The sequence below is a fragment of the Flavobacteriaceae bacterium genome, assembly GCA_014075215.1.
GTDB lineage: Bacteria > Bacteroidota > Bacteroidia > Flavobacteriales > Flavobacteriaceae > Polaribacter.
Map to the genome: position 1 here is coordinate 1,735,288 of CP046177.1, position 21,830 is coordinate 1,757,117.

The window sequence follows — 21,830 nt, forward strand, 5'->3', positions numbered from 1 at the left end:
TTTTACTAATTTATGCAGCAAATTTAAAAGTATCTACATAGGGTGTTTGTCGTTTGACAACGGCAAACACTCTTGCTATTAATTTGTTTCTAATAATGTTAACGGTACTCATTTTACTTTTGCCTTGTTTTATTCTTTTATGATAGTATAATTTCATTTCTGGGTTATGTTGTATAGCAGAAATAGCGCACATATTAATAATTGCTTTCAATTTTTTATTAGCCAAATGAGAGACTTTTGTACGTCCTTTAATACTAGTTCCAGATTGGTAAGGAAAAGGAGCAACACCACAATAAGAGGCAAACTTTCTCCAGTTTTCAAATTTTGAAAAATTGTCAGTAAACACAATCATCATTATAGCAGTTTGCATTCCTATACCTTTAACACTAGTAACAAGTTTATAGGTTTCTTTTAACATTATATTTTGGTCAATAATAGCTTGCATTTGAGTATTAATCTTGTGTATTTGTTTGGTTAGTTCTGCAATCATTTTTTGTTGAACGTCAAAGATTATTTTATACTCTTTTGCTTTATAAATTCTTTTTTGTTCTTTCAAAGTAACTTTAAAACCAGCTCTTTGTTTGTTAAGTTTTGTCCTTAAAGATAAGAGACTTTTTAGTTGTAATATACTTCTTTTAGGTAGCTTACTGGGTTTAAGTTCTTCTTTTAATCGATACCCATATAGAGCAATGCGTTTGGCATCAATTTGGTCATCCTTTCCACGAGCAATACCAATAGATCTTTTAATTTCTAAACCAGAAGCTATGAAAAAAGATAATTTTTGTTCAGTTAAAGACACAGATAATAAATGAGAGTACATTCCTGTATGTTCAAATACAAACATGGTTTCTTCTTTAGAGAAAGACGAATTTTTAAAACTCCACTTTAGCATTAATTTAAATCCAGATTTACTGTTCTCAAACTGTTGAACAATTTGTTTAGAATAGATACAAACATCAATTAATAATTTACTGACATCGATTCCGATAATTTCATTTGTTTTCATAATTTTGTAATTAGATATTAATAATAGTTACTTAAACTAAGACCTTTAATAAGGGCAGAAACTGAAATTCTATATGGTTCTAAGTAACTTTTAAAAAGAACGGAGACTAATACGGGGGATGGCTCTAAAAAGCTAGCTGGCCGCTAAAGTTCACTCCGTTCTTTTGTGTTTTTGGTTATCAACAAAATAAGAGTTATTAACAAAGAAAAAAAGAAGCAAAAAAAGAAATTTCATCATAACTATTATGTTTTTATTTTAAGTAATTATTTCTATTTGCTAATCTAAAGGAAGGAGATGAAGTTGTTGAAACATTCAAGTATCCTTTGGAACGCAATACTTCTATGCTGAGCTATAACATACTTACGCCGGTGTTGGAGGCCAAAACCACAAAAAACGATGTGGTCATTGGGCATACAAACCATCACTACTACTTTCGGAATATCTCCGGTGGTTTTGACCCCAATCAGCCATACCCGAGAATATATTCACCCTCATATACGGAAGACCATATAGCAGACCAACAGGTCAACTTTACTCAATATGATGACAAAGGAAACCTGCTGGAGGCCTATGTAAAAGGCAGTAGTTTAAAAACCCGGTATATATGGGACTACCATAAAAAGTACCCCATAGCTAAAATTGCCGGTCAAGGCAATATCACCCCTGCTTCCGCACTGGTAACTGCTGCTGTAAATGCCTCTGAAAACGGAGATTCGCAACATCTCAGAGATGCCTTACAGGCGATCAGAGATGCACTACCCCATGCGCAGGTAACTACCTATACATACGAAAATCTGGTAGGAATAAAAACCATTACAGACCCCAGAGGGTATACCACCTATTATGATTATGACGCACAAAACCGACTGGAGTTTATAAAAGATGCCTACGGTAAAATTCTAAGTAAAACAACCTATAACTATAAAAACTAGCAGCTATGACACATTTTTTTAATCATAAAACCATCATATTTGTGCTGTGCCTCTTGAGCATTGGCATCAACAACGCTCAGAAATGGGCTTTTGAATCCAAAGAAAAAAAAGCAGACATCCCTGTTATTACAGGCAAAGAAAGTGTACATCCAAATGACCGGATGACCTATGAAGTTATTTTTCCAAGAAGGCTGGAAGTAGGAGCCTTTGAATGGTCCGTAGATGCAGATGCCGGAAAACTTATAACATATACCAAATCTTCCGCAGTGATTCAATGGCATAAAACCGGAGAGGCAAAAATCTACTATGATGTTTTGGAGTCTAGCAGCGGCAGAATGCAATCCGTATACCATGTGAACATCATCCGTACGGCAATTCCCAATCCGCCACCTCCACCGACCATTCTAAGTCAAAACTGTACCCGGGCGGTGCTGCAAAAAACAGGTACCATTCCTCAGGGAGAAATGTGGTATTGGCAGGGAACCAACAAATACGGAACCGATACTTCGCTTCCTGCAACCGACCCCTATACCGTAACAACATCCGGAACCTACCGTATAAGAGCAAGAAATACGGCAACCGGTAGCTGGAGCCTAAGAGGAAGCTCGGTAAGCGTTACCCTGAGCACTATTGGCGGCCCCACCTGGTATGCCGATTCGGATGAAGACGGCTTAGGAGACCCCGGTAATACAATCGTACAGTGTACGCAGCCCGAAGGCTATGTTTCCGATGATTCCGACCGGTGCCCCTATACAAACGGAAATGGCAGTACCACCGGATGCCCGCCGGGAGTTGAGTTTAGTAATATGAACTATATATATACCATCACCCCTCAAAAAGAAGTAAGCGATATTTCCCAGATTACGAAAAAAAAAGATGCTGTTAAGCAGGTGGTCTATTTTGACGGCTTAGGACGCCCCATACAAAATATTGCCGTCAACCAAAGTGCTTCGAGCAATAGCATCATCACACATATTGATTACGATGCATTTGGCAGGCAATCAAAAGAATACCTGCCATATGACGCCGGCGACGACCTTAGCTTTTACGATGTCAACAGCAAGGTAAAAACAGAAGCGTTTTACAATATTGCCGCATATCAGAACACTACAAACCCTTATTCTAAAAAGTCTTTTGACGATTCTCCGCTCAACAGGGTATTAAAACAAGCCGCTCCGGGAAATGACTGGGCCATGGAAAGCGGGCATGAAATACGTTTTGATTATTACTTAAACATGGCTGACGAAGTACGCTTATATACCGTTTCTCTGGATAGCAACCTGAAAGGAACATTGCAGCACAACACTGCCGTCAACAACGGATATTATGCGGCAGGAACACTCTTTAAAACCGTTACCAAAGACGAAAACTGGACTACCGCACACGGACACAACCACACTACCGAAGAATTTAAAAACAAAAGCGGACAGGTAGTCCTCAAAAGAGCTTACAATAATGGCCAAAAGCACGATACCTACTATATCTATGACGATTATGGAAACCTTAGCTTTGTGCTACCTCCCAAAATGGAGGCCGGTACAGCGGCATTAAGTACCGTACAAAATGCTTTGGACCACCTTGCATATCGTTATACTTACGACACTCAAAAAAGGCTGGTAAAAAAGAAAATTCCCGGCAAAGGAGAAGAGGTGATCATCTATGACAAGCTCAACAGGCCCGTACTGACCCAGGATGCCAGGCAAAAACCGTTAAAACAATGGCTCTTTAACCAAATACGATGTCTTTGGAAGGGTGGCTTATACCGGTATCTACACCCACGATTCACAGATCAGTCAAAGTGCCATGCAGCACTATTTTATCAGTCAAAATACCATACACCCCATGCCTCCCATTCCCTATGTGCTGATAAAAGAAGACAAGGTAAGCAGTGGTACCGGATTTGAAAATACCTACTATTCCAATACCTCATTTCCGAGAACCAATATAGAGGTACTAACGGTAAACTACTATGATGATTATAATTTTGACCTGGCAGGGTCTGTTCTGCCCGGTGCTATGGGAGCCGTATACAATCATACGGTAACAGAGAAGGTAAAAGGCCTGCCTACGGGCAACAGGGTAAGAGTGCTGGAAAGCAACCCCGCTAAGTGGATCACTACAGTAAATTATTACAATAACAAAGGACAGGTCATTTATGTATACAGCAAAAATGAGTTTTTGCAAACCACAGACATCGTAAAATCCAACCCGGATTTTGTTGGAAAAGTACTAGAGACTACCACTTTTCATACAAAAACCGACGACCATCTGTTAGGAACCCAAATCATAACGGATACCTTTACCTATGACCATGTGGGAAGGTTGGTTTCGCAAACTCAAAATATCAATGGAGCGCGAGCTAGTGAGCAACTACTGAAAAACACCTATGACGAATTGGGGCAGCTGACCGCTAAGGCAGTAGGTGGAAAAACGTATGCCGCAGGGCCTTTGCAACAGGTAGATTATACGTACAACGTACGCGGATGGTTGCAAAACATCAATCAAGATACAATGTCTCGTCCTAAAATAGGGCTACAGTTAATTATTAAAATTTATGCTACATTTTTGTGCACGTAATTAGGTGTTTTATAATCTAAAGATAAATGTAATCTTTTATTATTATATAATTTGATTGCATTTTTTGTTGCTTTTTTGGCGTGATTGATATTTGTAAATGTTTGGTCGAGGAAGAATTCATCTTTTAAAATTCCGTTAACTCTTTCGGCCATTGCGTTTTCGTAGCAATGATTTTCTTGGGTCATACTGATTTGTATCTTTTTTCTTTTCAAAATTTGAGTATAAACATTGCTACAATATTGTATTCCTCTATCAGAATGATGTATGATTTCTTCGGTATTTTTAGTTTGATAAATAGCTTTATTTAAAGCTCTAACACAGCCTTTAAGTTCTAAACTATCACTAATATCATAGCCTACTATTTTTCTTGAATACATATCAGTAATAAGTGCTAAATAACAAAATCCATTTATAGTTCTTATATAGGTAATATCCGAAGCCCAAACTTGGTTAGGTCTATTAATGATCAGGTCTTTTATGATATTTTTATATTTATAAAAACGATGGTAAGAGTTGGTTGTTTTAGAAGAATATTTTTTCCTTCTAATTAACAAATTATTTTCTTTTAAGATTCTAAATAACTGGTCTCTACCTATATTTATATTCTGTTTCCTAAAATCATTATGTAAGGATTTCATTAGCTTTCTAGTACCTTCTCTGGGTAATGTTTTCCTGCTTTTTTTAACAAGCATTATTACATTTTGTTCTATTTGTTTTTTAAGAACAAACCTTTTTTGATATTTGTAATAAGCATCTCTTTTTAACTCGAAAGCATTACAAATAGTAGCGATGGCGTACCTTCTTTTTTTTCTATTAATCGGTGCTATTTTCATTAAGGCTTTATGTTTAAGTTTTTTTTTTAATTCTTCAACATTTTTATAGCCAAGATTTTCAGCAGCTACTTCAAGATAACTATCATTCACAAGTTTATCTAGATCCTTTTTAATAAGAAGATCTTTGAGTTGTTTTAGCTCTTTTTGAAGGGCTTTAATACGGGATAATTCGTCGTCTGTTTGCACGGTTACACGGGTGTTCATTAAATCTTTACGGTCATATTTTTTAATCCATACGTTTATCGTACTAGATTGTATGCCGTAAGTTAAGGCAATTTGTCTTTTGGAATGGTTTCCTTTGGTAAGTTCTGCTAATACTTTGAGTTTAAAACTCTCACTATAACGTCTTACATATCCATCATTTTTATACATATACTTGTTGTTTTTTGTATACATATTTCAGGACGGGTCACAAAAGACGACAACGATTTGTTTAACTTTACTTTGCGTTATAACAAACCTGCGGCGGGTGCCACAGCGCTTTTTAACGGAAATATCAGTCAAACTCATTGGAATACGCTCAATACCGATAGCAGTACCAAAACCTATTCGTATAGCTACGATCATCTGAACAGGATTGTAAGCGCTATAGATAATACCGGAAAATACAACCTTAACAGTGTGGATTATGATAAAAACGAAAATATTCTTGCCTTGCAAAGGCAAGGACACCTAAACCCCGATGCCACCGCTTTTGGACTGATGGATGATTTGACCTATACATATAACAGTGGAAACCAACTGCTAAAAGTAGCGGATGCTTCGGGGGTTACCGAAGGATTTAAGGATGGAAATACTTCGGGAGATGATTATACCTATGATGTGAATGGTAATATGATATCGGATAAGAATAAAGGAATTACAGATATATGGTACAACCATTTAAACCTACCTGTTGGAGTACGTTTTGAAGATGATAGTAGTATTTCATATAAGTATGATGCAACAGGAGTAAAGATGTCAAAGTTTTTAGTTAATGAAACAACAGGAGAAGAAAGACATACAAGCTATGCAGGTAGTTTTGTATATGAAAACAACGTTTTGCAGTTTTTTGCTACTCCCGTATTCTATGATAAAAACAAGTAAAAGTTGAGATATTATTTTTACTAATTTATGCAGCAAATTTAAAAGTATCTACATAGGGTGTTTGTCGTTTGACAACGGCAAACACTCTTGCTATTAATTTGTTTCTAATAATGTTAACGGTACTCATTTTACTTTTGCCTTGTTTTATTCTTTTATGATAGTATAATTTCATTTCTGGGTTATGTTGTATAGCAGAAATAGCGCACATATTAATAATTGCTTTCAATTTTTTATTAGCCAAATGAGAGACTTTTGTACGTCCTTTAATACTAGTTCCAGATTGGTAAGGAAAAGGAGCAACACCACAATAAGAGGCAAACTTTCTCCAGTTTTCAAATTTTGAAAAATTGTCAGTAAACACAATCATCATTATAGCAGTTTGCATTCCTATACCTTTAACACTAGTAACAAGTTTATAGGTTTCTTTTAACATTATATTTTGGTCAATAATAGCTTGCATTTGAGTATTAATCTTGTGTATTTGTTTGGTTAGTTCTGCAATCATTTTTTGTTGAACGTCAAAGATTATTTTATACTCTTTTGCTTTATAAATTCTTTTTTGTTCTTTCAAAGTAACTTTAAAACCAGCTCTTTGTTTGTTAAGTTTTGTCCTTAAAGATAAGAGACTTTTTAGTTGTAATATACTTCTTTTAGGTAGCTTACTGGGTTTAAGTTCTTCTTTTAATCGATACCCATATAGAGCAATGCGTTTGGCATCAATTTGGTCATCCTTTCCACGAGCAATACCAATAGATCTTTTAATTTCTAAACCAGAAGCTATGAAAAAAGATAATTTTTGTTCAGTTAAAGACACAGATAATAAATGAGAGTACATTCCTGTATGTTCAAATACAAACATGGTTTCTTCTTTAGAGAAAGACGAATTTTTAAAACTCCACTTTAGCATTAATTTAAATCCAGATTTACTGTTCTCAAACTGTTGAACAATTTGTTTAGAATAGATACAAACATCAATTAATAATTTACTGACATCGATTCCGATAATTTCATTTGTTTTCATAATTTTGTAATTAGATATTAATAATAGTTACTTAAACTAAGACCTTTAATAAGGGCAGAAACTGAAATTCTATATGGTTCTAAGTAACTTTTAAAAAGAACGGAGACTAATACGGGGGATGGCTCTAAAAAGCTAGCTGGCCGCTAAAGTTCACTCCGTTCTTTTGTGTTTTTGGTTATCAACAAAATAAGAGTTATTAACAAAGAAAAAAAGAAGCAAAAAAAGAAATTTCATCATAACTATTATGTTTTTATTTTAAGTAATTATTTCTATTTGCTAATCTAAAGGAAGGCTATGTAAAACCCAATTACAGTATTGGTAGAGACGGTAATCCGGAGTATTTGCTGAATTATCAATATGTATATCAATATAAAGACCACTTGGGGAATATTAGACTATCATACACAGATACCGATGATTCGGGGGATATATCTCAAGATGAGATTGTAGAGGAGAGCTCGTATTATCCCTTTGGACTCAAACATAAAGGGTATAATAATGTTGTAAATGGCGTTAAAAACAACTACAAAACGTTCCAAGGACAGGAAATTTCAAAAGAGCTTGGATTGAATGTTTTGGAATTTAGATACAGAATGCACGACCCAGCAATTGGAAGATTTTGGCAAATAGATCCATTAGGAGAAGAGTATAGTTATCAATCACCTTACAATTTTGCTGAAAATAGAGTTATTGATGGTATTGAACTTGAGGGGTTAGAATGGATGAGTATAAAGGACGATGATGACAATATAACAGGATATAATTGGGTTGGTTATAATGATAATGGAACAGCAGTCGAAGGAAGTGTTGGTGATGCAGCATTAGTTATGGGTAATGGGTCTGTTGTGCATTTTACCACGCAGTCTGGTGAAAATGGAAGAATGGAAAGTGCTGTTAACATTTTAACACCAAATGAAAACGGTATGGTGGAAATGCCTGAAAGCGGAACAACTTTTACTTCATACAATAGAAATGATGGACAAAGAAATGGACAAACTATTCAAGATGGTTGGGGAACGGCAGGAAATGTAGCCAATTTTATAAATCTATCTGGACAATATGAATCTCAATTTAGAGGAGATAGACTTCAATTTGGTGATTTTTCTACAGAAACAGGAGACTCTCCTTTTTTTAGGACAAGAAGGGGGTGGGCGCAACACTCCACTCATTATAATGGAAGTCAAGCAGATTTTAGATATACAAATTCTTCAGGTCAAACTATAATAGGTCAAGGAAAAAGAGCTGCAGGGCTTTCTGATCCAAGCAGAGTTCAAACATTAGTTAATATAGCTAATAGTCTTGGAATGGATCACATCCATTTAGGCACTCCATTACAAGACAAAATAAAAGGGCAAGGAGTAAAATTTAATAGTGGACATAATAACCATATACATATAGGAACTGGAAATGGGAAAAAGAAATAAAATAATTATCGCATTCTTAATATTTTTGGTAATCATTTCTTGTAATAAAAAACCTAATATAAGAAATATTAATTTTGATAAGTTTTATATTAAGGAATTAGGTTTTAAAGGGTTTAATATTGATAGTCTAGATAGTGTATATCCTGACAAATTAATTGAAGTTGATAGCTCTGATTTGGCGTTTAAAAAAATATTAAAAAATAATACTTCTGCAAAATATTACTATTATTCTGTTTTAGACACAACAAACCATTATTCTTATGTTTATTACTTTTATAATGAAGGCAAAGAATATTGTTTAAGTATCATAAACTATTCTAAAAAAGGAGAATTAATTGATTCTCATCCTTTAATTTGTAATGGAGGTGAAGATTTTTATGAAATTAAATCAAAATTCATCAATGATAGTATTATTGAACAAGTAAGTATTGAAGGCTATTACTCATATGACCCTGATTCATTAATTATTGATAAATCGGAAAAATCGATTATTAAATTAAAATCTACAGGAGAGATTTTAGTTAATCCTAGTAATTGATAGATAAGGGTAATGCCCTACAGATTCTTATTAAAAATAAGGAAAAATAAATAAAAACCACTTCTAACGAGGTGGTTTTTTAGTTTCAAAGCACGTTTTCAAAAAAACGGGTCAAGCAAAAAAGTTGTGGGATTTAGATTTTTACGCATAAATTTTAGATAGTCTGAATAGGAAGAAAGGAACAGATCTTACGCCTCTAAATTGTAGTCTAAAAGTTTTTATTTTAGCATTAAAAGATTCAGCAGAAGCATTGGTACTTCTATTATCAAAGAAATTTAAGATGCTTCGATAATGACTTTGTATTGATCTAGCTACTGTTCCAAAACTTTTACTGAACTCTGATTTTTCTACCTTATCATACCATCTAGCTAGTTTTGTATATGCTACCGCCTTGTCTTTTGTCTTTTGATAAATCGTTGCCAGTTCTCTAGTAAGCTCATAAGCTCGTTCCAAGTTGGGGTATCTTTCAAAGAGTAATTCTGCTCTAAATTTTTGTTTGGCTGTCCATTTGTTAGGGGCTTTAAAGAGTAAATACCTACTTCTAGCTAGTAGTTGTTTGGGAGTATCTCCATTGTCAAGGATATTCGGTTTAAAGTTTTTTCCTGTTTCTTTAGCCAATGCTATTTCATTATTTTCTTGTTCTATGGTTTTCCATCTATACTGTATTCGAATTTCTTGCAAGGCATCATAAGCTCGTTTTTGTACATGAAATCGGTCTGTGACCTGAGTAGCTTTAGGAAAGGCTTTTTTAGCAATCTTTTCCATAGTAGGTGCCATATCCAAAGTGATTTCTTCTACTAAATATCGGTCTTTACTTGGAATTTTCCTTAACACTTCTATGACTCGTTCACTTTGTGTGGTAGCTACTATGGCTACTAAACTGCCTCGTTTTCCTTTACCTGCTTTGTTGGTAATCACTGTATAGAGCTCGCCTTGAGTATGCTACTTCATCAATACTTAAATGAGTTCCTATATTCTTCTTAAAAAGCAGCCATTGGTCGGCATGAGCTAATTGATCCCAAGTCAAAAAGTTACTTAAATGATTGCGATATTGTTCTTCTAATCGCTTGCCGTTAAGGTGATAGTAGGTAGATAAACTTTTACAACTTACTGGAATACTATCTAACAAGCCTCTTTAAAAAAAGAGAGAACTCTTCTGTCATTCGAGTTCCCTTTGCTACCAAATTCCAATCTCTTGAGAATACTTCTGAGGTATCAACATCTAACCATCGTCTACGTTTTACTTGTAAAAAACAAGCCTTGTTACGTACTGGAAAATCTTGAATATCTACTACTGGGTAAAATCCTTTGGAATGTAATTTACGATGAGATAACTCATCTGGTTGTATAGGTTTTTCTTCTAAAACCAAAGTAAGTTTGTTCGTTGAATCTTTTACCTCTTTAAGTTCAAAGTAATCTAAAATACCTTCGGGTAAAAAATGCTTCAGGAGCTCTTGTGTATGCATTTGAGTTTTTAAACCAAAACTCTAAAAAATTAACCTACTCCACAAACTTTTTGCTTGATCCAAAAAAACTTATCAACAATTCTTTTTTCGTCTCTATCCCTTACTGTGACTAGCCTCTCGCTGTTTTTTCTTTGTTTTTCTTTTCTGCCCCATTCCGTCCTCATTTCAGGGGTTTTTGTGGGGGATTTTTTGTGTTTTGGGTTTGGTTTTTTAGTTTTTTTGGTGGTGGTTTTTCTTGGGCTTTTTTTCGTTTCGTTTTTGGTCTTTTTAAAGCATTTTTTTACGTTAAATTTCATTTTTTTATTGCCGTAAGCAAAAGTTTTTTTTGACTGGAACAGTCATTTATGTATCCTTTTTTGAGCCGATTATTAGGCTCCATCACGCCAAAGGCGAGTTGTTTTTTTGGGCTTTTTGTGGTGAGCCACCACAGGCATTTTTTTTGGCTTTTTTTTCTTTTCTTTTTTTGCTCTGTATTACAGTTCTATTTTTGGGGCTTTTTTGTGGGTTTTTTGTAACTATTTTGTCAATTATTTGTTAGTTTTTCAGTCAATTATTCGATTTCATCACGTCAAAGACGAGAATTTTTGGACTTTTTTACCGCTTTGCGGTGGGGCTTTTTTGTTTTCTGCTGACCAAAATCCTTTTATCTGTTTATGTATAGTTTTTTATAATTTTTAAATATTTATTATCAGTATTTTATAATAAAATTGTATAATTTTAATTGTGTTTTTTTAGTGTATTTTTTGATTTTCGCCAAAAATGTCGGTGGTTTTCCTTTCTATTTTTGGGCTTTTTACCGCCTTGCGGTGGGGCTTTTTCGACTGTAATTTTGTATGTTAATTTTTGCCTTATTTTTTGGTTTTATCACAACAAATAAAATTCGTTTTTGGGCTTTTTTACCGCTTTGCGGTGGGGCTTTTTTCTTTTTTTTTGTGCTGTTTTGTTGGGGCATTTTTTGAGGTTTTTTTTAGGGTTTTTAACCCAATTTATTTTCGTTTTTAAACGAACTATTTTTGATATTTCGGCAAACTCAATACAAGTTTTAGGCGGTTCTTATTTGTTCCCTTTTTTGTCAATTTAGTATTTGATTTTTAAAAGCAATTTTAAGCCTGTTTTTTGCTCTTTTTTAGCCGTTTTTCGGCTCTCAGATTTAGGGCTTTGTTTCTGTTCTTTTTTGTGCTTTTTCTTCTCTTTTTTGCGTTGGTTTTGGGCTGTTTTTGGTTTCGTTTTTCTGTGTTTTTCGCCCCCACAAAAACCCCTGAAATGAGGACGGAATGGGGCAGAAAAGAAAAACAAAGAAAAAACAGCGAGAGGCTAGTCACAGCAAGGGATAGAGACGAAAAAAGAATTGTTGATAAGTTTTTTTGAAAACGTGCTTTGAAACTAAAAAACCACCTCGTTAGAAGTGGTTTTTATTTATTTTTCCTTATTTTTAATAAGAATCTGTAGGGCATTACCCTTATCTATCAATTACTAGGATTAACTAAAATCTCTCCTGTAGATTTTAATTTAATAATCGATTTTTCCGATTTATCAATAATTAATGAATCAGGGTCATATGAGTAATAGCCTTCAATACTTACTTGTTCAATAATACTATCATTGATGAATTTTGATTTAATTTCATAAAAATCTTCACCTCCATTACAAATTAAAGGATGAGAATCAATTAATTCTCCTTTTTTAGAATAGTTTATGATACTTAAACAATATTCTTTGCCTTCATTATAAAAGTAATAAACATAAGAATAATGGTTTGTTGTGTCTAAAACAGAATAATAGTAATATTTTGCAGAAGTATTATTTTTTAATATTTTTTTAAACGCCAAATCAGAGCTATCAACTTCAATTAATTTGTCAGGATATACACTATCTAGACTATCAATATTAAACCCTTTAAAACCTAATTCCTTAATATAAAACTTATCAAAATTAATATTTCTTATATTAGGTTTTTTATTACAAGAAATGATTACCAAAAATATTAAGAATGCGATAATTATTTTATTTCTTTTTCCCATTTCCAGTTCCTATATGTATATGGTTATTATGTCCACTATTAAATTTTACTCCTTGCCCTTTTATTTTGTCTTGTAATGGAGTGCCTAAATGGATGTGATCCATTCCAAGACTATTAGCTATATTAACTAATGTTTGAACTCTGCTTGGATCAGAAAGCCCTGCAGCTCTTTTTCCTTGACCTATTATAGTTTGACCTGAAGAATTTGTATATCTAAAATCTGCTTGACTTCCATTATAATGAGTGGAGTGTTGCGCCCACCCCCTTCTTGTCCTAAAAAAAGGAGAGTCTCCTGTTTCTGTAGAAAAATCACCAAATTGAAGTCTATCTCCTCTAAATTGAGATTCATATTGTCCAGATAGATTTATAAAATTGGCTACATTTCCTGCCGTTCCCCAACCATCTTGAATAGTTTGTCCATTTCTTTGTCCATCATTTCTATTGTATGAAGTAAAAGTTGTTCCGCTTTCAGGCATTTCCACCATACCGTTTTCATTTGGTGTTAAAATGTTAACAGCACTTTCCATTCTTCCATTTTCACCAGACTGCGTGGTAAAATGCACAACAGACCCATTACCCATAACTAATGCTGCATCACCAACACTTCCTTCGACTGCTGTTCCATTATCATTATAACCAACCCAATTATATCCTGTTATATTGTCATCATCGTCCTTTATACTCATCCATTCTAACCCCTCAAGTTCAATACCATCAATAACTCTATTTTCAGCAAAATTGTAAGGTGATTGATAACTATACTCTTCTCCTAATGGATCTATTTGCCAAAATCTTCCAATTGCTGGGTCGTGCATTCTGTATCTAAATTCCAAAACATTCAATCCAAGCTCTTTTGAAATTTCCTGTCCTTGGAACGTTTTGTAGTTGTTTTTAACGCCATTTACAACATTATTATACCCTTTATGTTTCAGTCCAAAAGGATAATACGAGCTCTCCTCTACAATCTCATCTTGAGATATATCCCCCGAATCATCGGTATCTGCATAGGATAATCGTACATTCCCCAAGTGGTCTTTATATTGATATACATATCCGAACTTGCCATCCTCGTTTTTTACATACCCCTCCGGCTGATTAAAGAACTGTAGTTTATCATTTTCATAAATATGATTCCCTGCATAGTCTGTTGTTGTAAAACTACTAGCATAACCATCATCAACTACTTTTCTTAACTTTACTCCACTTGCATCATAAGTATACAAAATTTTACCTGTTTCTAATTGTACTAAAGTTGGTAAATTCAAGTGATTGTAATCTATATGTATAATGCCTTTATTCTTATCTGCAATCATATTTCCATTGGTATCATAGGTGTAATCTACAGTTGAAGTATTTCCATCTTTAAAGCCTTGTGTAATTTCAGATTTATCCAATACTCCTAGTAATTTATTCCCTGTATCATAACGATAATGTAAATCGTCCATCACCCCAAACTCTGTTGCTTCTTCATTTACGTGTCCATATCTTTCAAGACCTAAAATATTTCCATTCTTGTCATAATTTACTCCTTTTAAATCATAATTTGATGAAGTTGAGCCTGTTGCCCCTGTGATTCTATTTAACGCATCATAAGGATACCTTATGCAAAAAAAATGAACACCGGTCGCTTTTTTTTGCGATGTCTTTCTACAAAGAAAAAAATTACGGTATCTCAGCATGCTTACTCTCATAACTTACCCAAATATAAAAAAAAATTCCGGGTATCTGTTGGTTCATTGGTGAATTAGTAATTAGTAATTGGTCATTGGTAGTGGAGTAGTAAGTATGGAGATGTGAGTATTAAGTATTAGGGGGAACTTCATTTTAAAAAGATGAGGATTTATAGTGGGGCCGAAGCCAGGAGATAAATCGTCAGCTTTTTAAAATCGACAAGCGATAGCGCGTTCAGCTTCACAACTACATCGTTTGTTGTAAATTCTTCCGTCTGTGATATCTAAAATGATTTCCGTACTGCTTTTAAAAACAAACGATAGTGCGTTAGCTTTTCATCTAAAAACGTTTACTATATTTCCCTTTTTTTGATTTACCCTTACTGTTTGTAGAGGCCAACGCCGATTGAGTGTTCTGCGTTGTACGCAAAACCAGCGCAGCAAAAGCGCAGCGCCAAAGCCGACGTGGACACAGGAGCTGTGAACGATTAAGTGAGCAGCGTGGACGCGCCACAAGCATTTTTTTTTCTCCTTTTTCTAAAAATTAATAAATCCGTTTAAAAAAAATGCGCAGTAGGCTTTGGCACCAGCGGCTGCGCCAGATAAGCAGCGGTGGATTTTTGTAGGCGACCCATAGGAGCCGTTCACAAAAATACAGAGGAGCTGCGGGTGAGCGGAGCAGAAGCCGGGAGGCAGCAGCTTTTTTTTGACCAAAAGGAACGCCCGGAGGGACCCTTTTTGGACAAACAAAAGTGCTGCACAGAGGGGCGTAGCGAACACCTTATAACCGCTCGTATAGTTGGTTTAAAGTTCCAGGTTTAAAATTTAAGATGCAATGCTAAATCACCCACTAGAAGCCTTATACTATCCATTTTTCTTATAGCACTATCAAAAAAATTGATGATAGAGAAGCTCCGGGTTTCAGTTTCAGATTTTGGATTCAATTTTTAAACCCGCAACTTTGAAGCTTTTACAGTGAATTTAACTTAATGGATGGTATGTATTAATAATTTCCTGCAATTGATTTAAATCTTCTTGCTGATATCTTTCTGTAGTGCTAATCCTTTTATGTCCTGCTAATATTTGTACTTTCCTTAAATTGTATTTCTCTAACCAATGCACAATAACACTTGAACGTATTTGATGTATGTTGGTAACTTTATGATTTATCTTTTTTAGTTTCTTTATAATATGGGCTACCGTATCTGTTATTCTGCCTCCGGAAGCTATAAAAACGTAAGGGTTCTCCGGGTGATCTTTAGGTAGTAATTCAGGCCGTACTTGCGTTACATATTCTAAAAACCCTATCACTTGCCAGGGTTTTAGTTCTAATGTTCTATGATTGCCTATATTTCCTCCGGGTATATGAATCTTTCCCTGAGAAAGCTCTAAATGTTCTAATTCCAAGCGTTTTAAATCCGAAGTAGTAAGCCCCTGATAGACCAATAAACCTATAATTACTTTATTTCTTTTATTTGCCAGTATTCTTACCGGGTGCTTGTCTTGTTCTGTGTCATAAGAATAATAGATATCTTCTAATTCATCTAAGGAAAGTAAATCGTGTAATACTGTTTTTCTCTTCTCTCCTTGTATTCTAAGCCCTGTAAATGGGTTCCTCTCCAAACTTGCCATATGCACAAGATAATTACAATAACAGTTTGTTGAATTTAGTATATGATTAACTGTTGCGGGTTTATTATAGAACTTCTGTAAGTATGCTACGTATTTTAATGCTGTTTTATAATCTAATGCTATACCTTTTATATTTTCTATGGTAAGCCATGCTATAAATTTATCAGCTAAAAACAGATACGATTTGACAGAGGATTTGGCATAGTTTTCTTGTTTCAGGTATTCTCTGTAATGGTCCAATGTATTCATGGTAATAATTAATGATCTCTTGTCATTGCCAGGTGCGTGTATGGGAATGACAAATTATTGTTCTTGCTTTGCAAGGTGTGTATAGAGTTGTGTGGTTTCCAATGAAGCGTGTCCTAAAAACTGCTGTATACTTTCCATAGGTGCGCCTTGTTTCAAAAGATGTGTGGCAATAGAATGTCTAAGGGTATGCGGGGTAATTTTCTTATGGTTTAATCCTTCATCATTTGTCAGTGCTACCAGTACCCGTATTCTTGCTCTAAGGCTTTGTACTCCCAGTCTTTTACCTTGGGAGCCAATAAAAAAAGCTTCTGTTTGATTTGCTTTGTAAAACGCTAAGCGCCCATCATATAAATATTCCTCTAAGATGTTTAAGTTATAAGTGTTGAGAGGTACAAAACGCTCTTTATAATTCTTCCCTTTTCTTACATAGGCTAATTGCTTATCAAATAAAATATCTTTTCTATCGAGCTGTGAGGCTTCATTGGCTCTAAGGCCTAAACTATACAAACACACTAACATGGCTTTATCTCTTAGGCGGATTCTTACCATTTCACTGCTATGATCAGTTGCCTTGAATAAAGTCTTTATTTGCTGTTTTGTAAGAATTTGGATAGCTCTGTCGTCTTTTGTGGTTTCTGCTTTTAAATGAATTGGAATAGGGCTTGTATGGTGTTTTTTCAGATATTCATTGAACTTTCTAAGTGCTTGTTGATGTTGGTTTAAAGTGGCTTTCATTAATGCGCCTTGTCTAACCTGGTTTGGCCTTTGTTGTAAATACCTGTAGTAATCTTTTACGGTCTCTACACTATTGTGATGTATTTTTTTTATGCCCTTAGTCTCTAAATAATGTAAAAATTCTTGCAGATACCTGGTGTAGTTCTCACACATACTGCTGCTAAAACTTAAAATATCCAGCCACTCTTTATATGATTTTACCAAGGTTTTATAACTCTGATTGTGTAATTTTAATTTCTGCATGACTATTTTTTTTTACTTCGGTATGTGTTTTTTTAGCATTTATGGTTTGGTAGTCATAAAGTATTGACTATCTGTTTATTAACCGGTTCAAATAGAAGTGGTTCGTTATGAACCGCTGGCTCGATTGATTTTATCTATACAATCCTGCAAGGCCTTTGCTATGGTGGCTTTCAGGGTAGCGTAGTCATCTGTAACGGTCAGCTCATAGCGGTAGATTTTCTTTTCTTTGGTAGCTACTCTTTGCATCACATCAGCATCGAGGAGTTCCAAAAAACGACGACGAACAGTGGATTTGGCAAGCCGTAACCAACTTCTTACTTCTGCATTGCTAAAGTTCTTTTGTTTGGTTTTCTTTAGATGACTTTTGAGTCTTTCAAAAAAATCTCTACAAGCTCCACTTAGCAGATCACTTTTTCTAAGCAATACTTCTGTTATTAAATGGTTAGCTTCTTGTATGTCTTCTGTTGTTGTTTCTATATGGATTTCTCCTGTGGCCTCGTTTACTTTTTCCTCTCTTTGGTATTGATGATAGAATGTAATAGCCTCTATTAATTGTAAATAGTGGGAGTTGGTTCTGCGGGGTTTGAATACGGATTGGGGTAGCTCCAGGTATTCTGCAAAGGGGTTGATAACCTTTATGGGTTTGAGCACACGTTGTGTATTTCTAAGTAGTGCCGCAGCCTGTAGCTGTCCTTCTTCATTGACCTTTCCGGCAGAGATAGCACGCTGATAATCCATGATCTTTTTATCCTGTATTTCGGATTCATCGATATAGAGTAAGAAGCTCCGGTTACTATTATCTTCATAAACAGATTCTCTGGTAGTACAGCCTGCTACCGATACCGGGCCTTCTACGGTCAGGTGAATGGTTTTGGTAGTCCCTTTGCTATCTTTATGAACCACCGTTTTGGTGATTCTTTTTTTACTTTGTAATTCTCTAAGTGGATAGAGTACCGATTCTGCTCCGTCTAAATCTTCAATGAGTATCAGTTTGTGTTGTAATTCCGTTCTGTTAAAATAATAAAAGGCATTTGCTGATAATACGGTAATTTCTACCTTGTCTTCCTCTGGGATGAGTTCTGCTACTTTTGATTGCAAGTGGGTTTTTCCAACGCCTGAACTTCCCAGAGAGATACAATGTAGCGGATTATTGGTTTTCCGGGAAGTAAATAACAAGTACATCAGAAGGCGATTGGTTTCTTCTCCTATCACACCTGACCTTCCGATGTACCGGTTTGTTAAGCTTAACAGGTGCTGCTTTTTCAAAAAGGCGGTAGCTTCCCGGGTAGCTTTAGCTGTTAGGGGTTTTATTTCCGGGCCGGCCTGTTGTTGTTTTTCACGCTCCAATAAAATAAAACGGTAATTCTCTAACTCCCGGGTAAGCTCCTGCAGAGTTGGCCTCACTACAGAAGTCCCAATCTCTAATCTTTCTGCTATTCTTCTTACAAATTTTTCTACCTGGTTGTCATTATACAGATCGATACTGTGCCTTAAAATATGGGTGGACTCTATTTTTTGGATGCTTAGGGTTACTCTGAGGCTTTCCAACTTTCCAACTTTTAGGCCTCCTAAAATCCGGATGTCTAAATGTTTGGTTTTATATTGGTAGTTGTTGGAGTTGGTAGTATTTAGTTTGTTCATAAGTTTTTGTTTTATTCATATCTGCACAAACATACCATTTTGGCTTTAATACACAATACTCTTTTTAAAACTTTTTATTCACATTAGTATTTAAAAAATTTATAAAATAGTTCGTTTTAGCTACTTTTGGATTGTTAATAAACTAAAAATGCATTTAATGAGTCTTGGAAGAAGATTGAAAGAAGAAAGGATCAAAAAAGGGGTATCACAACAAAAATTAGCAGAGATAACGGATACTCATTATAGCAATATTGGCCGTTATGAAAGAGCAGGTGCCAAACCTTCGGCAGAAGTATTAAACCGTATTGCACAGGCTTTGGAGGTTTCCCCGGATTATCTAATCAATGGAACTTTAGAAGATAAAGCCAACGTAAATATCACTGATGAAAAATTGTTATCTCAATTTAAGAAGATAGAGAAAATGCCGGAAGATAAAAAGCAACTTCTGGTTGAGTTCCTAGACGGTTTTATTTTTAAGACTACCGTACAAAAACTTGCACAATAAAAACAGAAAACCACCCTAAACCTCCAACTCCTTTATATTCTCTATATCCCGGAAATTTGTATTACACTTAAAAAAGTAGTTGACCAGTGCCTGCTGATCTTTATACAGACAACCATTGTAGATCACACAACCGCCAAAAACAATATACCGGGTAGGATATTTAAGACTAAGCTTACGTAATTTCTTTAAGGATATTTTTTCTTTCATAACAATATGGGCTTTTATTACAAGTAAGCCACAGCTATTTTACTAACTATGGCCTACTTTTTTACTATTTACTTTTTGTTAATTCTTAACCTTAATAACTAATTTGAAGTACTATTAATTTTATATTCTTCAACAATCTCTCCATTAGAATACAATATCTTTTCGCTAATTCTACCTTTTTCATCAAAAAGGAAAGACCAACCGTCTAATTTAGGACTATAGATACTATCTCGCTTACGAGAGTTTATTTGTTTGATAACTCCATTTTCATAAAATTTCACTGTTTGAATATAAAGTTCATCACTACTATGATCTTTTAAATAATTCAAAGTGCCATTTTTATTAAACTTCATTACTAAGCCATTTTTAGTTCCTCCATCTTCATCTATCTTTAAGATAGTTTTTGCAAAGCCAGATTCTATATCATAGGTTACTCCTATTCCTTTTTGATGACCAAATTCATAGTTGAGTGAGCCTTCAATATTACCTTGTTTACCGAAATAATAAACAATACCATTCAATTTTCCTTCTTTCAATGCACCTTCAAATCTTTTGAAACCATCCTTTGTATAGAAAGTAATAAAATCATCTTTTACAAAACCGGTACCTAAATAGTATGTGTTTTCAAATCTTCTTCTAAACTTTTGAATACTATCCAGCTTTCCATTATTCCAAAAATGTAACTCAAATACTTTTGATTTTTCAAATCTTACCGTATCTATTCGTGTTAGAGGTTTTTGCTCTTTGCTTTGCTTTTGTTGAGATTTATTGCCACAACTGAGAAAAAGAATAGACAATAAAATAATAATTATATTTCTCATCTGACTAGTCTTTTAATTCGTACGTTTTTAAAATATACACTTGATCACCTATCTGTGTTGCTACATTTGCATATTTCCATTCGGTTGCAGTATATGGGGAATTAATAATATTGCTATCTCCCGAACTTATGGTACTAGTGGTAGTTAGTAATTCATTAGAGTATATAATGACAATATTATTAAAATCCTCTATACCTAATAATGAATTAAAGCTATCCATAGCATTGTCCCAAGTTACCTGATAATCTGCCATTCTAAAGTTTCTTTGGATATCATCATCTAAAATATCTACCATAGTGCCTAACGGAAAAGGAGCATTGGCAAGGAAATTATCATTAGTAGAAAGCCCTATAAGCGAGGATATGGCATCATAGTTTTTTGAACTTAAAAACTTTAATATTTTAGAAGCTTTTTTACCAACAATACCTAATCTTTTTAATAATGCTAATTTTAGTTTGTTATCTTCCAAAGCATTGATAGCATCGTATAACGCATTGATGTGCAACTCTGCTTGATGTTTAGGATCATAGTGATATCCTACAATATCCTCATAACTATTATATTTATCAGTATGTCTGACACTTAATTTATCTCCGATAAAGAAGGCATTGAAGATTTCGTATTTACAATCTTTACATTGTGCTGTTTGCCCATCGCTACTGGAAAAAGTACCATTGTTATTATTGGTCCAAGTAGTCTTTCCCGAGCCCGATTTATTCCAAAGATCATTTATCAGACTGGTTGCGTCTGCTCCACTGGGATCTGAAAAGAAAACAGGATTGTTATCAAAAGCATTATATGTTGATGTTGAATGATGCGTAACAGGATCAATAGCTGTCCACCTTGCAATAGTTGGGTCATATTGCCTAAGTTCCATTTCATACAAATTCATCCCTAAAGCTTGCTCATATTCAATTCCATTATATTTAAATTTTTGAGCCACATGATTCCCATTAGCACTTACTGTGGTATTGTATCCTTTTTGGAGCATGCCAAAAGGTAAATAACTACGTGCTTTTAAATCACTTTTCTTTGAGGTCAGTGCTTTTTTATTCCAAACTAATTTTAGTTCAGTACTTTGATGATATTTCAGTTTTAGACAGCTCAAATTTTTTAAAAACTTTTTGTAAAAAGAATTGTTTCAAAACTACAAAAAAAATATCGTAAGAGAAAAAAAAGGAAAAAGACAAAAAAACCGCTTTAAAAAGACCAAAAATAAACTAA

21 protein-coding genes and 1 pseudogene are annotated in these 21,830 nt (G+C 34.4%); 7 read left to right on the forward strand and 15 right to left on the reverse strand.

What is annotated here, in order from left to right; genetic code table 11:
• Nucleotides 1-10 precede the first annotated feature (10 nt).
• Complete coding sequence (locus tag GKR88_08585) at nt 11-1,006, reverse strand: transposase (GenBank protein QMU64337.1); 996 nt, start codon at nt 1,004-1,006, stop codon at nt 11-13.
• A gap of 341 nt (nt 1,007-1,347) precedes the next feature.
• Between GKR88_08585 and GKR88_08590 the strand changes: the two genes are divergently transcribed.
• Genes GKR88_08590 through GKR88_08600 form a run of 3 tightly spaced genes read left to right on the forward strand, consistent with a single transcriptional unit; the run spans nt 1,348 to nt 4,515 of the window.
• A complete protein-coding gene (locus GKR88_08590) occupies nt 1,348-1,938 on the forward strand; it encodes a hypothetical protein (protein QMU64338.1) in 591 nt (196 codons plus the stop codon).
• Between the two features lie 5 nt (nt 1,939-1,943).
• Nucleotides 1,944-3,842 carry a hypothetical protein gene (locus tag GKR88_08595; GenBank protein ID QMU64339.1) on the forward strand — a complete coding sequence of 633 codons (1,899 nt, stop codon included), beginning with the start codon at nt 1,944-1,946 and terminating at the stop codon, nt 3,840-3,842.
• Entirely contained in the window at nt 3,781-4,515 is a 735-nt protein-coding gene (locus tag GKR88_08600; protein QMU64340.1) for a hypothetical protein, read from the forward strand. Before GKR88_08595 ends, GKR88_08600 begins: the two co-directional genes overlap by 62 nt.
• Here GKR88_08600 and GKR88_08605 read toward each other — a convergent pair.
• The gene (locus tag GKR88_08605) at nt 4,491-5,744 is read right to left on the reverse strand and encodes an IS3 family transposase (GenBank protein QMU64341.1); all 1,254 of its coding nucleotides are present in this window, start codon (nt 5,742-5,744) and stop codon (nt 4,491-4,493) included. The two genes, GKR88_08600 and GKR88_08605, sit on opposite strands and share 25 nt — an antisense overlap.
• 33 nt (nt 5,745-5,777) lie before the next feature.
• Here GKR88_08605 and GKR88_08610 point away from each other — a divergent pair, with 33 nt between their 5' ends.
• Nucleotides 5,778-6,434: a hypothetical protein gene (locus tag GKR88_08610; protein QMU64342.1), complete on the forward strand. Its 657-nt coding sequence runs from the start codon at nt 5,778-5,780 to the stop codon at nt 6,432-6,434.
• A gap of 25 nt (nt 6,435-6,459) precedes the next feature.
• On the opposite strand, the gene GKR88_08615 is transcribed toward GKR88_08610, so the two are convergent.
• The gene (locus GKR88_08615) at nt 6,460-7,455 is read right to left on the reverse strand and encodes a transposase (GenBank protein QMU64343.1); all 996 of its coding nucleotides are present in this window, start codon (nt 7,453-7,455) and stop codon (nt 6,460-6,462) included.
• Between the two features lie 380 nt (nt 7,456-7,835).
• On the opposite strand from GKR88_08615, the gene GKR88_08620 reads away from it, so the two are divergent.
• Nucleotides 7,836-8,879 (forward strand): hypothetical protein, encoded by a 1,044-nt coding sequence (locus GKR88_08620; GenBank protein ID QMU66677.1) that lies wholly within the window; start codon nt 7,836-7,838, stop codon nt 8,877-8,879.
• A complete protein-coding gene (locus tag GKR88_08625) occupies nt 8,863-9,417 on the forward strand; it encodes a hypothetical protein (protein QMU64344.1) in 555 nt (184 codons plus the stop codon). The genes GKR88_08620 and GKR88_08625 overlap by 17 nt, the downstream gene beginning before the upstream one ends.
• 141 nt (nt 9,418-9,558) lie before the next feature.
• On the opposite strand, the pseudogene GKR88_08630 reads toward GKR88_08625, so the two are convergent.
• The 9 genes and pseudogenes from GKR88_08630 to GKR88_08670 all read right to left on the reverse strand — a co-directional run bounded on the left by GKR88_08630 (nt 9,559) and on the right by GKR88_08670 (nt 19,073).
• Nucleotides 9,559-10,534, reverse strand: a pseudogene (locus GKR88_08630) (DDE transposase).
• Between the two features lies 1 nt (nt 10,535).
• Nucleotides 10,536-10,883 (reverse strand): transposase, encoded by a 348-nt coding sequence (locus GKR88_08635; GenBank protein QMU64345.1) that lies wholly within the window; start codon nt 10,881-10,883, stop codon nt 10,536-10,538.
• Between the two features lie 29 nt (nt 10,884-10,912).
• Nucleotides 10,913-11,179, reverse strand: a complete 267-nt coding sequence (locus GKR88_08640) for a hypothetical protein (protein QMU64346.1) — start codon at nt 11,177-11,179, stop codon at nt 10,913-10,915.
• Nucleotides 11,180-12,349: 1,170 nt separating this feature from the next.
• Complete coding sequence (locus GKR88_08645) at nt 12,350-12,904, reverse strand: hypothetical protein (GenBank protein ID QMU64347.1); 555 nt, start codon at nt 12,902-12,904, stop codon at nt 12,350-12,352.
• Complete coding sequence (locus GKR88_08650) at nt 12,888-14,594, reverse strand: hypothetical protein (GenBank protein ID QMU64348.1); 1,707 nt, start codon at nt 14,592-14,594, stop codon at nt 12,888-12,890. Before GKR88_08650 ends, GKR88_08645 begins: the two co-directional genes overlap by 17 nt.
• A 319-nt stretch (nt 14,595-14,913) precedes the next feature.
• Nucleotides 14,914-15,093 carry a hypothetical protein gene (locus GKR88_08655; GenBank protein QMU64349.1) on the reverse strand — a complete coding sequence of 60 codons (180 nt, stop codon included), beginning with the start codon at nt 15,091-15,093 and terminating at the stop codon, nt 14,914-14,916.
• 461 nt (nt 15,094-15,554) lie between these two features.
• Entirely contained in the window at nt 15,555-16,454 is a 900-nt protein-coding gene (locus GKR88_08660) for a tyrosine-type recombinase/integrase (protein QMU64350.1), read from the reverse strand.
• A gap of 54 nt (nt 16,455-16,508) precedes the next feature.
• Nucleotides 16,509-17,432: a tyrosine-type recombinase/integrase gene (locus GKR88_08665; protein ID QMU64351.1), complete on the reverse strand. Its 924-nt coding sequence runs from the start codon at nt 17,430-17,432 to the stop codon at nt 16,509-16,511.
• 105 nt (nt 17,433-17,537) lie between these two features.
• Nucleotides 17,538-19,073: a hypothetical protein gene (locus tag GKR88_08670; GenBank protein QMU64352.1), complete on the reverse strand. Its 1,536-nt coding sequence runs from the start codon at nt 19,071-19,073 to the stop codon at nt 17,538-17,540.
• Between the two features lie 148 nt (nt 19,074-19,221).
• On the opposite strand from GKR88_08670, the gene GKR88_08675 reads away from it, so the two are divergent.
• Nucleotides 19,222-19,578 (forward strand): helix-turn-helix domain-containing protein, encoded by a 357-nt coding sequence (locus GKR88_08675; GenBank protein QMU64353.1) that lies wholly within the window; start codon nt 19,222-19,224, stop codon nt 19,576-19,578.
• A 15-nt stretch (nt 19,579-19,593) separates the two neighbouring features.
• On the opposite strand, the gene GKR88_08680 is transcribed toward GKR88_08675, so the two are convergent.
• From GKR88_08680 to GKR88_08690, 3 genes are all read right to left on the reverse strand, one after another.
• Nucleotides 19,594-19,785, reverse strand: coding sequence for a hypothetical protein (locus GKR88_08680; GenBank protein QMU64354.1), 192 nt, complete (start codon nt 19,783-19,785; stop codon nt 19,594-19,596).
• Nucleotides 19,786-19,883: 98 nt separating this feature from the next.
• The gene (locus tag GKR88_08685) at nt 19,884-20,606 is read right to left on the reverse strand and encodes a hypothetical protein (protein ID QMU64355.1); all 723 of its coding nucleotides are present in this window, start codon (nt 20,604-20,606) and stop codon (nt 19,884-19,886) included.
• Between the two features lie 4 nt (nt 20,607-20,610).
• The gene (locus GKR88_08690) at nt 20,611-21,597 is read right to left on the reverse strand and encodes a hypothetical protein (protein QMU66678.1); all 987 of its coding nucleotides are present in this window, start codon (nt 21,595-21,597) and stop codon (nt 20,611-20,613) included.
• Nucleotides 21,598-21,830: the final 233 nt, after the last annotated feature.

Coding starts and splice junctions, on each gene's coding strand:
- GKR88_08585 (QMU64337.1), bottom strand. CDS start 1,006: ATGAAAACAAATGAAATTATCGGAATCGATGTCAGTAAATTATTAATT.
- GKR88_08590 (QMU64338.1), top strand. CDS start 1,348: ATGCTGAGCTATAACATACTTACGCCGGTGTTGGAGGCCAAAACCACA.
- GKR88_08595 (QMU64339.1), top strand. CDS start 1,944: ATGACACATTTTTTTAATCATAAAACCATCATATTTGTGCTGTGCCTC.
- GKR88_08600 (QMU64340.1), top strand. CDS start 3,781: ATGCCTCCCATTCCCTATGTGCTGATAAAAGAAGACAAGGTAAGCAGT.
- GKR88_08605 (QMU64341.1), bottom strand. CDS start 5,744: ATGTATACAAAAAACAACAAGTATATGTATAAAAATGATGGATATGTA.
- GKR88_08615 (QMU64343.1), bottom strand. CDS start 7,455: ATGAAAACAAATGAAATTATCGGAATCGATGTCAGTAAATTATTAATT.
- GKR88_08625 (QMU64344.1), top strand. CDS start 8,863: ATGGGAAAAAGAAATAAAATAATTATCGCATTCTTAATATTTTTGGTA.
- GKR88_08635 (QMU64345.1), bottom strand. CDS start 10,883: ATGCATACACAAGAGCTCCTGAAGCATTTTTTACCCGAAGGTATTTTA.
- GKR88_08640 (QMU64346.1), bottom strand. CDS start 11,179: ATGAAATTTAACGTAAAAAAATGCTTTAAAAAGACCAAAAACGAAACG.
- GKR88_08645 (QMU64347.1), bottom strand. CDS start 12,904: ATGGGAAAAAGAAATAAAATAATTATCGCATTCTTAATATTTTTGGTA.
- GKR88_08650 (QMU64348.1), bottom strand. CDS start 14,594: ATGAGAGTAAGCATGCTGAGATACCGTAATTTTTTTCTTTGTAGAAAG.
- GKR88_08655 (QMU64349.1), bottom strand. CDS start 15,093: ATGCTTGTGGCGCGTCCACGCTGCTCACTTAATCGTTCACAGCTCCTG.
- GKR88_08660 (QMU64350.1), bottom strand. CDS start 16,454: ATGAATACATTGGACCATTACAGAGAATACCTGAAACAAGAAAACTAT.
- GKR88_08665 (QMU64351.1), bottom strand. CDS start 17,432: ATGCAGAAATTAAAATTACACAATCAGAGTTATAAAACCTTGGTAAAA.
- GKR88_08670 (QMU64352.1), bottom strand. CDS start 19,073: ATGAACAAACTAAATACTACCAACTCCAACAACTACCAATATAAAACC.
- GKR88_08675 (QMU64353.1), top strand. CDS start 19,222: ATGCATTTAATGAGTCTTGGAAGAAGATTGAAAGAAGAAAGGATCAAA.
- GKR88_08680 (QMU64354.1), bottom strand. CDS start 19,785: ATGAAAGAAAAAATATCCTTAAAGAAATTACGTAAGCTTAGTCTTAAA.
- GKR88_08685 (QMU64355.1), bottom strand. CDS start 20,606: ATGAGAAATATAATTATTATTTTATTGTCTATTCTTTTTCTCAGTTGT.
- GKR88_08690 (QMU66678.1), bottom strand. CDS start 21,597: ATGCTCCAAAAAGGATACAATACCACAGTAAGTGCTAATGGGAATCAT.